Here is a 14898-nt window from a genome sequence, read left to right on the forward strand (position 1 = left end):
TTTTTTCCCAGCCTCTTTTAGTTTTCTTGATCAAATTCTTCCAGTTTTTCTGCTGCTTCTGTCCATGCAAGTTCGACCTCTTCGGATTTAGCTGATAATTCATCAAGTTCTTTTTGGAGATCGGTTAACTTTCCAATATCTGTAGCGATTTCTGGTTGGCTCATTTGTTCTTGAATTGTGGTTTGCTTTTCTTCTAATTCCGCCATCTGTTGTTCTAGTTCATCGACTTGCCGCTGAATTTTTCGCCGGGCACGCTGCTGTTCTTTGCTTTGCTGATAAGATTGTTTACCAGCTGGTTCTTTAGCAATAGTGCTGGCATTAGATGAAGTAGCTTTGGGTGAACTTTCTTTTTCCTTGGCAATTAGGTAGTCATCATAATTGCCTTCGTAATGTTTAATTCCGTCATGTTCCATTGCTAGGATATCGGTTGCAACCTGATTAATAAAGTAACGGTCGTGAGAAATAAAGAGAACAGTTTCGCTAAATTCGTTAATTGCGTTTTCAAGCACTTCTCGACTATCGATATCTAAGTGGTTAGTCGGTTCATCAAGGATAAGAAAATTAATCGGTTTAAATGATAGTTTAGTTAACTCTAATCGTGCCTTTTCACCACCAGATAGGTCACGAACAACTTTATAAACATCATCACCAACGAATAAGAAACTCCCTAATAATGAGCGAATATCTTTTTCAGGCACTTCTGGATGGTCATCCCATACTTCTTCTAAAACGGTTTTATTTGGGTGCAATTGCTGTTGTTCCTGATCATAGTAACCAATATCGAGGTTAGCACCGAGTTTAATCGTTCCACTAATTAACGGAATTTTATGAAGAATAGATTTAAGTAAAGTTGACTTTCCGATTCCATTTGGCCCGATAATCCCAACACGCTGTGGCTTACGGACATTAAATGAAAGCGGCCCGGCAAGGATCTGTTCATCGTAACCAACTTTTGCCTGCTCCACATCAAGAACTTCATTTCCACTATCTTTTTCAGAATGGAATTGGAAATGGATTGATTTATCATCAGTTTCTGGACGCTCAAGCCGCTCCATTTTTTCTAATTGCTTTCGCCGCGCCTGAGCACGTTTAGTTGTTGAGGCGCGAACAATATTTCGATTAACAAAGTCTTCTAACTTAGCAATCTTTTTTTGCTGTTGGTCATAGTGCTTCCACTCTGCTTGTAACCGTTCTTGCTTGTGTTTAACAAATTGCGTGTAGTTACCAGTATAGTGGGTGAGCGTTTTATTATCGAGATCATAAACATTGCTGACAACACGGTCTAAGAAGTAACGGTCGTGAGAGACGATAAGCAATGCGCCTTGATAACTTTTAAGATAATCTTCTAACCACGAAAGAACGTTCATGTCGAGGTGGTTAGTCGGTTCATCTAGAATCAAAAGTCCAGGTGCTTGCAGAAGAATCTTTGCTAAGGCAAGTTTAGTTTTTTGCCCACCTGAAAGGGAATTAATTGGCGTATCATAACTATCTTCGTCAAAGCCAAACCCATGTAGAATTCCCCGCATGCGTGATTCGTATTCAAAACCACCCTGTTTCTTAAAGGCAGTTTGTAAATTATCGTATGTTGAAAGAATTTGTTGATAATTGCTATCGGAACTATCAAGGTCGGCTAGTTGCTGTTCAAGATCATGGATTTGCGTTTCCATTTTGTGGAGAGGAGCAAAAACAGTATCTAGTTCAGTCCAAATGCTATTTTGACTATCGAGTCCTTGATCCTGGGCCAAGTAGCCAATTGTCAAATCTTTAACCTTCGTAATTGTTCCTTCATCTGGTTCGGTGATTCCAGCGATCATTTTTAACAAGGTCGTTTTACCAGCACCATTACGCCCAACAAGCGCAGTACGGCCATGCTCTTGGATTTGCATGTTCATATTGTGAAATAAAACGTCCGCGCCAAATCGACGCACAACGTCATTTGTCTGTAAAAGTAACATATTGAAACCTCATTTAATTCGTTGATTTAATATGGTTTTATTTTAGCAGATTTTTAATTTTAAATAAAAAGTTGAAAATATTTTTGTATTTTAGTTCACAAAAAAAGGTTTAATTGCTAGAATATACTCAGACTTAAATTTCACAAAGTAAAAATTATTAACATTATCCTTGTCAAAAACTTAGTAATTAGTTGGCAAACTAGGTTGAGAAGGGCTTGTTTTAGGAGGAACAAAAGTAGAATGGCTAATAAAAAGATTCCACGCGCGACTGCGAAACGGTTGCCAATATATTTCCGTTATTTAAATGTATTGAAAGACGCAAACAAGCAACGGGTATCATCAACTGAACTTTCGGAGGCTGTGCAAGTTGATTCGGCAACGATTCGTCGTGACTTTTCATATTTTGGTGAATTAGGTAAGCGGGGATACGGTTATGACGTTGAAAGTCTATTAAAGTTTTTCAAAGGAATCTTACACCAAGACTCATTAGTTAGTGTTGCCTTAGTCGGGGTTGGTAGTTTGGGAAGTGCCTTGTTAAACTTTAATTTCCACCAAGATACCAATTTACGGATCAGTGCGGCATTTGATACTAAGCCAGAATATGCCAATACAGTCAAAAGCGGTATTCCAATTTACCCATCCGAGGATATGGTAAAGCAGTTAAAGGAGCAACAGATTGATGTTGTTATTCTAACTGTTCCAGGAATCAAGGCCCAACATGTTGCGGACCAATTAGTTGAAGCTGGTGTAAAGGGAATTCTTAACTTTACTCCTGTTCGTTTATCTGTGCCCAAAAATGTTCAAGTTCAAAATATTGACTTAACAAACGAACTTCAAACATTAATTTACTTCATTAAAAATTATACTGAAGATTCAATTGAATAAATTTGGAGAGCATTGGTTTGATGAAAGCGTTCAACCAATGCTTTTTGTTTACTAAATTATTAATAAAAGTCAGTGATTATAGGTATACTCTCTTAAGTTTTAAAAAATGGTCAAAAAAAGTCAAAGTGTTTTTGTTGCATTTTAAAGAGAACATGTTATATTTAAACATGTGGTTAGCACTTGAAGAGTTTGAGTGCTAAAAATAAAATTTATTAACAAGATGGAGGGATTAACGTGTTAAAACCATTAGGAGATCGCGTTGTTCTAAAAGCTGAAACTGAAGAAGAAAAGACAGTTGGTGGAATTGTCCTTGCTTCCAATGTGAAGGAAAAGCCAACTACTGGAAAGGTTATTGCCGTTGGAGAAGGTCGTACTTTAGAAAACGGACAAAAGCTTGCTCCAGCTGTTAAGGAAGGCGACCGCGTATTATTTGATAAGTACGCAGGCAACGAAGTAGAATACAATGGTGAAAAGTTCTTAGTTGTTCATGCTAAAGACTTAGTAGCAATCGTTGAATAGTTAAATAAGCGAATTAAGAGCAGGAGACAGAAAGAATAAAATTCCTTCACCGTCTCTTTTAAATAATGAATTTAATTTTGAGGTGACATAAATGGCAAAAGAAATTAAGTTTTCTGAAGATGCACGGAGCGCTATGCTCAGTGGTGTTGATAAATTAGCTGATACTGTTAAGACAACGATGGGTCCAAAGGGACGGAATGTTGTTTTGGAACAAAGCTATGGCACACCAACTATTACTAATGATGGTGTAACTATTGCTAAGAGCATTGAACTTGAAAACCAATTTGAAAATATGGGTGCAAAGTTAGTAGCCGAAGTTGCTTCAAAGACTAACGATATTGCCGGTGATGGTACTACAACCGCTACTGTTTTAACCCAAGCAATTGTTAATGCTGGTATGAAGAACGTTACTTCTGGTGCAAACCCAGTTGGTATTCGTCGTGGTATTGACAAGGCTACCGAAGTTGCTGTTGAAGCTTTGAAGAAGATGTCACACGATGTAAAGACAAAGGATGATATCGAACAAATCGCTTCTATTTCAGCTGCTAATCCAGAAGTTGGTAAGTTAATTGCTGATGCAATGGAAAAGGTTGGCCATGATGGTGTAATTACTATCGAAGATTCTCGTGGTGTTGACACTAGCGTTGATGTTGTTGAAGGAATGAGCTTTGACCGTGGTTACATGTCACAATACATGGTAACTGATAACGACAAGATGGAAGCAGACCTTGACAACCCATATATTTTGATTACTGACAAGAAGATTAGTAATATCCAAGACATTTTGCCATTGCTTCAATCAGTTGTTCAAGAAGGCCGTGCTCTCTTGATCATTGCTGATGACATTACTGGTGAAGCATTGCCAACTCTTGTATTGAACAAGATTCGTGGTACCTTTAATGTTGTTTCTGTTAAGGCTCCTGGCTTCGGTGACCGTCGCAAGGCTCAACTTCAAGATATTGCTGTTTTGACTGGCGGTACTGTTATTTCTGACGACCTTGGGATGAGTCTTAAGGACGCTACTGTTGATCAATTAGGTCAAGCAAACAAGGTTACAGTTACAAAGGATACTACTACTATCGTTGATGGTGCTGGTTCAAAGGAAGCTATCCAAGAACGTGTTGACCAAATTAAGCAAGAAATTGCTAAGTCAACTTCCGACTTCGACAAGGAAAAGCTTCAAGAACGTCTTGCAAAGCTTTCAGGTGGGGTTGCCGTTGTTAAGGTTGGTGCCGCAACTGAAACTGAATTGAAGGAAAAGAAGTACCGGATTGAAGATGCCTTGAACGCTACTCGTGCTGCTGTTCAAGAAGGATTTGTTCCTGGTGGTGGAACTGCTTTAATTAACGTAATTCCTGCTCTTGACAAGATTGAAGCCGATGGTGATGAATTAACTGGTATCAATATTGTTAAGGCTGCCCTTGAAGCACCAGTTCGTCAAATTGCTGAAAACGCTGGTGTTGAAGGCTCTGTTATTGTTAATGAATTAAAGAACGAAAAAGAAGGTATTGGTTACAACGCTGCAGATGGCAAGTTTGAAGATATGATCAAGGCTGGTATTGTTGACCCAACAATGGTTACCCGTTCTGCTCTTCAAAACGCTGCTTCCGTATCAGCATTGCTTCTTACTACTGAAGCGGTTGTTGCTGATAAGCCAGATCCAAATGCTAATAACCAAGCTCCTGCTGCTCCACAAGGCGGCATGGGCGGTATGATGTAATACCATTTGACTAAAATTTAATTTTGTGGGCAGAAAAGATTCTAATGTTTGTTTTTTCAAATGTTGGGATCTTTTTTTATTGGAGGAAAATCAATGACGAAAAATGCAACCAGTGTCTATAACTATTTAGACAACGAAAAAATAAACTATCAAATTGTTACTCATCCCCCAGTCTATACAGCGGAACAAGCAGACAAGTATGTTCAAGAATATCAATTTGCTCGCATGAAAAACCTTTTTCTAAAAAATAAAGCTGGCTATTATTTAGTTACAATCTTAGAAAATAAGCGTCTCAATATGAAAAAATTGAAAGAGAATCTATCGACTAGTCGGTTTTCATTTGCCCGCCCAGAAGAATTAGCTATGAAGTTAGGAATAACAAGTGGGGCTATTTCACCCTTTAACTTGTTTAATGATAAACAACATCAGGTTACCTTTGTTATTGATGCTGATATCTTTAAGAACGAGGAATTAATAGGGTGTCATCCAAACGATAATACTGCCACTGTGATTTTGGGAACAAAAGATTTGCTTCAAATAATAAAGCAGAATGGTAATCCGATTAAGGCGGTTCAACTATAAAGTTAATCTAAAAATCTTAAATTGTGGTAAAGTAAACTAGTATTAATTTTTAACCAAACTATAACTGAAAGGAACTAAGAAATGGAAAAAATGAAGTTCCAGAAGATAACGCTATTTTCTGGTGTAATGCTTGCCTTAAATTCCTTAATTGGTTCAGGGTGGTTGTTTGGTGCCGGAACTGCTGCAAAGGTTGCGGGACCAGCTGCTATTTTGTCATGGATCTTAGGAGCAATAATCATTATTAGCATTGCCCTTACTTATGTTGAATTAGGGGCAATGTTTCCAGAAAGCGGGGGAATGAGTCGTTATGCTCAGTATAGCCATGGTCCGTTTTTAGGCTTTATTGCTGCATGGGCAAATTGGATTTCATTAATCACGTTAGTCCCAATGGAAGCAGTGGCCTCAGTTCAATATATGAGTTCGTGGCCGTGGGCATGGGCAAATTGGACCCACCACTTTATGAAGAACGGTAATATTACGACTCCTGGATTGTTAGTTGTATTTGGCTTCATGCTGGTTTTTACTTTGATCAATTTCTGGTCGGTAAAATTGATGACTCGCTTTACTAATTTAATATCAATTTTTAAGATTTTATTACCAACATTAACAATTGTGATGCTTATTGCGGCGGGTTTTCATCCTAGTAATTTTGGTCATAGCGTAACTACTTTTATGCCATATGGTAGCCGTTCAATCTTTGAAGCAGCTGCTATTTCTGGAATTATTATGTCTTATGATGCCTTTCAAACGGTAATCAACATGGGAGGAGAAATGATTAATCCTCATAAAAATATCGTGCGAGGCGTATTGATTTCAATGATTATTACCGCTGTGATCTATGTCATGTTACAAGTTGCATTTATTGGAGCAATCGATCCGAATTTATTAGCGCAAAAAGGATGGCATGGGATTAACTATACGTCTCCATTTGCTGATATTGCGATCCTGCTGGGGATGAATTGGCTTGCAATTTTACTATATATGGATGCTTTTGTTTCACCATTTGGGACAGGGGTTGCGTTCGTGGCGACTGCCTCACGAGCATTGGCAGCAATGACTCATACCGGACATTTGCCCCAATGGTTAGGACGGCTAGAACGGCGCTACATGATTCCGCGGTTTGCAATGGTTGTGGATCTAATTTTAGCGGTAGTAATGGTTAGTCTCTTCAGAAATTGGAGTTTGTTAGCCACTGTAATTACCGGTTCAACTTTAATTGCTTATCTTACCGGGCCAGTTACTGTAATGTCGCTTCGCAAAATGGATGCTAATTTAAAGCGGCCGTTTCATCCACATTTTATGTCGTGGTTGGCGCCATTTGCATTTGTCTTGACGAGCCTTTCAATTTATTGGACAATGTGGCCAACAACTGTTCAGGTAATTGGGGTTATCTTATTAGGCTTACCAATCTATCTTTATTATGAAGTTAAGTATCGTCACGCATCAGGGCTACGTGACTTACGCAATAGTTATTGGATGCTGGCTTATCTTGTTTTTATCTCAATAGTTTCTTACATTGGGAGTGAAGGATTTGGCGGCAAGGACTGGTTGAAGTACCCATGGGATTTTGTTGTTATTATCATCTGCTCACTAGGATTTTACCGGTGGGCTGTGGCTAGTCGGATGAAAAAAATCGATCCTGCGGCAGAAAAGGTTAATGCCAAGGTAAAGATGCCGGAAAAAGATCAATAGATAGATTTGTAGGTTGCAAAATTAAAGAATAAATTGTAGTATTATCACCTACTTAAAAAGTGTAAAAATCAAAGGAGAAATAGTATGTGGCGCTATTTGAAACGTGTTTTAATCGGGAAACCGTTAAAAACCCTTGATGAAGGGCAAACACACTTAACTAAATTTAAAGCATTAGCCATGCTTTCTTCTGACGCAATATCGTCAGTAGCATATGGACCAGAGCAAATTACAACTGTTCTGGTAACTTTATCCGCAGCCGCAATCTGGTATTCAATCCCGATTGCGGCAGTTGTGTTGGTCCTTTTGTTAGCTATCACGTTATCATACCAACAAATCATTCATGCCTATCCTAGTGGTGGTGGTGCTTATGTCGTTGCCACACGGAATTGGGGGAGTAATGGGGGATTATTTGCTGGAGGATCATTACTAGTTGACTATATGTTAACGGTAGCTGTTTCAACGACATCTGGAGTTGAAGCGATTACTTCGGCAGTTCCTGCTTTATATAAATTTTCAATTCCAATCGGGATCGTTATTGTCCTTTTAATCATGTTTATGAATTTACGGGGAATGAGTGAAAGTGCAAACTTCCTCACAATTCCGGTATATTTCTTTGTTATTATGATGATTGTGATGGTAGTGTGGGGTGGCTATAATATTGCCACTGGTCATATTCATTACCGGGCAATTGTTGATTATGGAACACCGGTATCGGGAATGTCATTTGTTTTGCTTATTCGGGCATTCTCAGCTGGTTCGTCATCCTTAACTGGGGTGGAAGCCGTAAGTAATGCTGTTCCTAACTTTAATAAGCCAAAAGAAAAGAATGCATCAACTACTCTGGCAATTATGAGTGCTATTTTAGCGTTCTTCTTTATTGCCGTTATCTTCTTTAGTTTTTATCTGGGGGTAGTTCCTAATTCACGGACAACAATTCTTTCCCAAATGGCCGCACAAATCTTTGGTGGACATGGGCTAGGTTTTTACCTGTTGCAACTTTCAACTGCAATGATTTTAGCGGTTGCTGCTAATACTGGTTTCTCAGCCTTTCCAATTCTTGCCTTTAATATGGCTAAAGATAAATATATGCCGCACGCGTTCATGGATCGTGGTGATCGGTTAGGCTACTCCAACGGAATTATTTCCTTAGCGATTGGAGCAATTATTTTGATCTTAATCTTCCATGGTCAGACTAATATGTTAATTCCACTTTATGCAGTGGGTGTATTTGTTCCATTTACTTTATCGCAATCTGGGATGATTATTCACTGGTTTAGAGAACGGGAAGGCTTCTGGCTAGGAAAAGCCTTTATTAACTTAGTAGGGGCTTTGATCTCATTTATCCTTGTTATTTGCTTGTTCTGGCAACACTTTGCAAATGTTTGGCCATACTTGATTATCATGCCGCTGCTTTTATGGATGTTCCATTCAATTCACCGGCACTATGTAAAAGTTGCTGCTCAATTGCGGGTTGCTGAAAAGACGAAAGTCCAATTACATGATTACGATGGCGCAACGGTGATTGTTTTAGTTGGTAATGTAACCCGGGTAACTCGTGGTGCAATTAATTACGCTCGGTCGATTGGTGATTATGTTATTGCCATGCATGTTTCGTTTGATGAAAATCCAGGCAAAGAGCATAAAACAGCAAATGAATTTAAAGCTGAATATCCAGATGTCCGTTTTGTTGATATTCACTCTTCGTACCGTTCAATCGCAAAACCAACGTTACGTTTCGTTGATGTGATTGCCAAGCGGGCAGAAGCAAGAAATTATTCGACGACTGTTCTTGTTCCGCAATTTATTCCTAAGCATCCATGGCAATTGGCCTTGCATAATCAGACCAGTGTTCGTTTACGGGCGTTATTGAATTCCCGAGAGAACATTATTGTTGCTAGTTATAACTACCACCTTCAAGAATAGTTTATTAGAGAAAGTATTGATTTAATGAATAAAAAGCAACTATTATGGGGACTTTTGTTTGCAATTGGCCTATTTATGGCAGCAAGTTACACTATTGATAATCGTGGCTTTCATTCTGGAATATACGGTATCATTGGCTGTGCTTTGATCTTAATTGCGTATGCAGGAATAAATTGGGAAAAACTACAATCAAAAGATCAGTATACGAGAAAAATTTTATTGCTTTTAAGCAGTATTTTAGGGATTATCATTGTCCTTGATATTGCTGAAATAATTTTAGAATAATTAAATAAAGCGTATTGAAGGGATTAGGTGACATAAGCCTAGTCTCTTTTTATGTTGACTAATAATCTAAATCATATTATTCTTTTTGTTAGCCAACTAACAAAAAGGAGAGATGAAAATTGCTAATAGGTCGTCTAGTAAAACAAGCTAACAATGCGATGAATCAAGAAATGAATGCATTTGCGCAGCAATATGGATTGACAGGGACGCAAATGTCAATTATTGATTTTTTAACGCATTTCCCGGGAAATAATTGTGATCAACACCAAATTGAAAATGAATTTGGAATAAAGAGATCAACCACTACTGTATTACTTCAACGAATGGCAAAGAAAAATTTGATTGAGCGTTATCCGTCACCAGAAGATCATCGTCAAAAAATCGTTACTCTTACTGCAGAAGGTCAAAAATTATCTTCAGATGCAAGTGCGTATATTACACAATACGAAGAGAAATTAAAAGCAAATTTTAGTGAACAGGACCTTTCAAAAATAAAACGATTCTTATCAACGATGATAAAGGAGAAATGATGAATACGAATACTGAAAAAATTTCCGCAAAGGTTATTGCAGCGATTGTGGCAACTGGATTAATGTCATTTTGTGGAGTAATAGTTGAAACTTCAATGAGTGTAACTTTTCCGATTCTAATGCGTGAATTTTCCATTACTACTAATCAGGTTCAATGGATGACTTCCATTTATTTGCTTCTGGTTGCAATCATTGTTCCCCTATCGGCAATTTTAAAAAGCTCTTACCGAACAAAGACACTTTTTACAGTTGCAAGTTTATTTTTTATTGGTGGAATAATTATTGATGCGCTGGCACCGTCATTTTGGTTGCTTTTAGTTGGTCGTGCAATTCAGGGAATAGGAACCGGGATTGCATTACCTTTGATGTTTAATATTATTATGGAACAAGTTCCAACAAGCAGAATTGGCTTTATGATGGGGATCGGAAATCTTATTACTGGAGTTGCCCCAGCGATTGGTCCTACTTTTGGTGGAATCGTTGCCAGCAAGCTTAATTGGCGGTGGGTATTTTATTCATTAATTCCGCTTTTAATTATTTCATTTGTGCTTGGTGAATGGGGAATTACCCAAAAATCACCGATTAAAAAGCAACAAATTGATCTTTTTAGTATGTTAATGATTGTATTCATGTTCTGTGGTTTTGTAACAGGATTTTGTAACCTGAGAAGTCAAGCCTTCATGACCTTTTCGGTTGGTGGTGCATTGTTAATCGGGATCTTAGGAATGGGACTTTTTACTTGGCGTTCATTAACCCTAAAAGAACCAATTTTACAATTGCGATTATTCGGGAAATAAAAAATTTTCTGGGCATATTCTTGGTTTCTTTTTAACTCAACTTATTTCGTTAGGTTTTGCATTTCTTTTACCAAACTATATTCAATTGGTAAATGGTAATAGTGCAATGACAGCTGGCTTGATTGTCCTTCCGGCTGGTTTTGTGGGTGCGATATTTGCTCCATTGGGGGGACACATTTTAGATAAGTTTGGCACTCGCAAGCCTATTTTGATTGGTACTTCATTATATCTAATTGCGCTTATTGCTTTTACAATCTATTGGCAGCATTTAACAAATACATTTATTGCGCTTGTTTATATTCTCTATATGGGTGGAATGGGGATGTGCATGGGTTGCGTAATGACAAGTGCACTAACCGTTATTGGTAAAGAAAAGCAATCGCAAGGAAATGCAATCCTTAATACTTTGCAGCAATTTGCAGGGGCAATTGGGACCTCATTAGTAGCGATGATTGTTGCAGCCAGTCAGAGTCATCTCCACACGACTAGACGTATCTCTACGGCAATTGGTACTCAAGAAGCTTTTGGCATGTTAACGATTTTTTGTATTATAATTTGGATAAGTTACTATCGAAGTGTGAAAAATGAAATATGTTTTATTGCTGTTTTTCCCACTTTGACTAATAATTTATAAGATCCAGATAGAAGCTAAAGAGAGTTGAAAATTTCGCTGAATTTCCAACTCTTTTTAATTAGATACGAATATTTGATAAGACAAGTAATAATTAGCAATGAATCTGCTCTTATTGACTAGTAATTAATTTGCGCTTAATATTGTTAATAGTATACTCCATCCCTTTTATTAATATAATTAGGTATTAATTATCGTAACCTGGAATCCAACTTTACTTTCTTATCCCTTTAAATTATTTAGGAGGCTAGATTTTGCTGTATTTTGTGAACTTTGGAATGCCTGACTATAAATCGGGTATTGAACACGCTGAACTGAAAAGACTGCAGCTCTTTGAAGACCATCAGCTACCGTGCAAGATTATTGCTCGTGATTGGAATCGCACGCTGCACATGACCGCCAATGCAGCGGGAGTTGACGATGACCACCTGCTGGGAATGTTTGATTATTACCAGCACACTGAGAAGGTGATGTCCAAACACCTTACTGTAGCCGACTTGGATTTCGGATTGCAGAATCTAACTACCCAGGATGAGTCTGAAAAACACCGTTATATTGTTAACCGGAAGAATGGAGCAATGGTTGCCCGGGTCAACTATGATGACCAGCATGGTCGGCAAGTTGTTTCTACGGAAATGTTCGATGGTTATGGCAACCTGTATTGTGTTAATTTTTATGATTCCCGCGGGTTTAAGTCGTTAATTCAGTGGTACTCGCCAGATAACAAAATTGATAATGAAGAGTGGGTCACGCCTGATGGCAAGACTGTTATCCGTGATTACTACAAAAAGGATGTTCATGGCAAGCTGACTAAGACTGGCTGGTGGCTCTCTGACCATCAGGGGATTATTCACCAGTTCGCTACCATTGACCGATTATTTGAGTTCTTTTTGAATCAGGTTAATGGCGAGGGTGGCAACATTTTTATTCTCGACCGGTCGCTGCTTGCTGATGATGCCTTGACCCGGCTGAAGAAGCCAGCATATACTGTTATGCACCTGCACAACTCGCAGGCGGGTGATGCCCAAAATCCGCTGCATTCAATCCTTAATAACAATTATGAATATGCATTGAACAACATTAACAAATATTCGGCAATCGTTTCTGCTACTCAGCGGCAGACCGACGATGTGATTGCCCGTTTCCATCCCACGTCCAAGACCTTTACCATTCCTGTCGGGATCGTGCCTGATAAGGTTTTGCAAGCACCTCGGATTACCGAAGCCAAACGGACCTTTGGCAAGGTAGTTGCTGTCGCTCGGGTAGCACCTGAAAAACGGCTTGATCACTTAGTCCGCGCCATTAACGAAGTACATAAGCAGGTGCCGGAAGTCACCTTGGACATTTATGGCTATTATGATCCAACCAATAAGTATGAAGCTAAGCGTAAGGTAGAAGATCTCACGAAAAAGTACCATCTCGAAGGAATCGTTAATCTGAAAGGGTATACTAATGATGTCGCAAGCGTTTATAATGATGCGCAAATCTTCGGCTTAACGTCTGTCATGGAAGGGTTTGACCTGGCAATTATGGAGGCTATTTCACACGGGGTTGTCGGTGTAACCTATGATGTCAACTATGGTCCCAATGATATTATCCAAGATGGAAAGAACGGTTACGTTGTTGACTTTAACGACTGGCACGCGATTGCCGACCGAATGCTGGAATTGTTTAAGAATCCGCAATTAATGCAGAAGATGAGTGATGGTGCTTATGAGTCTGCCAACCGTTATTCACCGGATAGTGTTTGGCAAGATTGGAATAAGCTGCTTACTGATGCCAAGCAGACGTTGAAAGGAAGCGAAAAATAAATGAACTACTTAGTTGGTGAAAATATTTTTTCTCTGAATTCCGGAACTGAGTTTTCACAGATGCAACGGTATAAAGCATTTAAGGCTGCTGGAATTCCCACCAAAATTGTTGTTCGTAATTACAATCGTTTCCTAGGACAAACGTTGGAAGCTAACCATATTGACCCGCACGATGTGATTAATATGTATGATTTCTTCCAGGGAACAACAGATGTATCACGGAAAAAACAGAATTTACGTTTGCTCAAAAGCATTCCGCTAGCTGACTACCATATTAACGGGATTGATAACAACCATTCACTGATCCAAGACGAAGGCAAGACGATTGCGATAGTTCACGTCATGCCAGCAACGGTTGGCTTAGTTGGCGACATTCAGTATTTGGATGACCTCGGTCACGAGGCAGTTGGCGAATTTTGGGATTGGCGCGGCTTCAAATCAATGGTTGAACACTACCATCCTGATGGCAGTGTTGCAACTCAGCGTTACCTGCGGCAAGATGGGTCGACGGCGATTGAAGTTGTCCATATGCATATCAACCACCAATTACAGCCAACAATGTGGAAACTTTGCAATTATCATGGCTATGATTATGTTTTTGATACTGAAAACCAGCTCTTCAGCTTTTTCTTGAACGAATTAAACGCTAAGGGACGAGGAACCTTTATTTCCGATCGGCGGTCTGTTGATGGTAGTGTGTTAAGTATTGTTAACCCGGTTCAGACTGTGGCGGTAATTCATAGTTTGACTTTTAATAACTACAAGTACCCGAAAAAAGCCGGGATTCTGCCAGCGTACTGGACGACGCTTAACCAGGAAAAACAGCGTTTCGATAAAGTTGTGTTTCCAACTGAAGATCAGTTGAAAGATACGGCTGCGGTGGTTGGCGACAGCAGCAACTTTTTCCAAGCAGCTGATTGTGCTGCCGCCGAAGTAGGCAATACCCGTCAGCTTGGGCAAGGACCACGGATCGTTTTCCGCGGGATGCTGGGTTCTAATCGCAACTTAGCTGATCTGATAAATGCTTTCCGTCATATTTATAAGCGTTTCCCACAAGCTAAGCTCCTTATCCAAGGCTACTTTACTGACCAGAAGTACAAGACACAGCTGCAAGACCAGGTCGAGAAATATCGGCTGAAAGATAAAGTTGAATTTTTGAATTATTCTGTCGATGATAAAGTTTATAATGATGCGACAGTTTTCCTTAGCACTAGCGATAATGAGGCTTTTGGAATCACAATGCTTGAGAGTATGGCTCACGGGGTGCCAGTGATTGCTTACGATACGCTTTACTCATCCGGTAATTTGATTAAGGATGGAGTTAATGGCTGCCTAGTAAAGAACCGTACCCCTAACCAGCTTGCTAAACAAGTGGTTAAAGTACTGAGTGACGGCGAACTTTACCAAAAGCTCTCTGCCGGCGCAGTTGCAACTGCCAAAGAATTTAGTCCTGACCACCTTGTTCAGCAATGGCAACGGGTTTTAACAGAAAATAATTAAAGAAAACAGTAATTGATTGCTAAAAAAGACACGAGTTTTATATCTCGGGTGGATTATAGAATGAAGTT

At 39.1% G+C, this 14898-nt stretch carries 11 protein-coding genes and 1 pseudogene; 11 read left to right on the forward strand and 1 reads right to left on the reverse strand.

All coding sequences use genetic code 11. The features are described from left to right. Positions 1-17 precede the first annotated feature (17 nt). Positions 18-1955: an ABC-F family ATP-binding cassette domain-containing protein gene (locus AACL61_RS02620; protein WP_102816485.1), complete on the reverse strand. Its 1938-nt coding sequence runs from the start codon at positions 1953-1955 to the stop codon at positions 18-20. 240 nt (positions 1956-2195) lie between these two features. Here AACL61_RS02620 and AACL61_RS02625 point away from each other — a divergent pair, with 240 nt between their 5' ends. The 11 genes and pseudogenes from AACL61_RS02625 to AACL61_RS02675 all read left to right on the forward strand — a co-directional run bounded on the left by AACL61_RS02625 (position 2196) and on the right by AACL61_RS02675 (position 14830). Then, positions 2196-2840 (forward strand): redox-sensing transcriptional repressor Rex, encoded by a 645-nt coding sequence (locus AACL61_RS02625; protein WP_003666366.1) that lies wholly within the window; start codon positions 2196-2198, stop codon positions 2838-2840. Positions 2841-3074: 234 nt separating this feature from the next. Further along, positions 3075-3359, forward strand: coding sequence for a co-chaperone GroES (groES, locus tag AACL61_RS02630; protein ID WP_003666368.1), 285 nt, complete (start codon positions 3075-3077; stop codon positions 3357-3359). A 91-nt stretch (positions 3360-3450) separates the two neighbouring features. After that, positions 3451-5079 (forward strand): chaperonin GroEL, encoded by a 1629-nt coding sequence (gene groL / locus AACL61_RS02635; RefSeq protein ID WP_003667426.1) that lies wholly within the window; start codon positions 3451-3453, stop codon positions 5077-5079. A gap of 93 nt (positions 5080-5172) precedes the next feature. Then, entirely contained in the window at positions 5173-5661 is a 489-nt protein-coding gene (locus AACL61_RS02640; RefSeq protein WP_102815989.1) for a prolyl-tRNA synthetase associated domain-containing protein, read from the forward strand. An 81-nt stretch (positions 5662-5742) separates the two neighbouring features. Then, positions 5743-7353, forward strand: coding sequence for an APC family permease (locus tag AACL61_RS02645; RefSeq protein WP_102815988.1), 1611 nt, complete (start codon positions 5743-5745; stop codon positions 7351-7353). 84 nt (positions 7354-7437) lie between these two features. Continuing rightward, entirely contained in the window at positions 7438-9276 is a 1839-nt protein-coding gene (locus tag AACL61_RS02650) for an APC family permease (RefSeq protein ID WP_072575130.1), read from the forward strand. A gap of 24 nt (positions 9277-9300) precedes the next feature. Then, positions 9301-9561 carry a hypothetical protein gene (locus tag AACL61_RS02655; RefSeq protein WP_102815987.1) on the forward strand — a complete coding sequence of 87 codons (261 nt, stop codon included), beginning with the start codon at positions 9301-9303 and terminating at the stop codon, positions 9559-9561. Between the two features lie 119 nt (positions 9562-9680). Next, complete coding sequence (locus tag AACL61_RS02660; protein WP_339110949.1) at positions 9681-10091, forward strand: MarR family winged helix-turn-helix transcriptional regulator; 411 nt, start codon at positions 9681-9683, stop codon at positions 10089-10091. After that, positions 10091-11522 (forward strand): annotated as a pseudogene (locus tag AACL61_RS02665) (MFS transporter). Before AACL61_RS02660 ends, AACL61_RS02665 begins: the two are co-directional and overlap by 1 nt. 251 nt (positions 11523-11773) lie before the next feature. Continuing rightward, positions 11774-13330 (forward strand): glycosyltransferase family 4 protein, encoded by a 1557-nt coding sequence (locus AACL61_RS02670; RefSeq protein ID WP_339110950.1) that lies wholly within the window; start codon positions 11774-11776, stop codon positions 13328-13330. Next, the gene (locus AACL61_RS02675) at positions 13331-14830 is read left to right on the forward strand and encodes a glycosyltransferase (RefSeq protein ID WP_339110951.1); all 1500 of its coding nucleotides are present in this window, start codon (positions 13331-13333) and stop codon (positions 14828-14830) included. The last annotated feature ends 68 nt before the right edge of the window (positions 14831-14898 follow it).

Source organism: Limosilactobacillus reuteri subsp. porcinus (assembly GCF_036621895.1).
Taxonomy (GTDB): domain Bacteria; phylum Bacillota; class Bacilli; order Lactobacillales; family Lactobacillaceae; genus Limosilactobacillus; species Limosilactobacillus reuteri_J.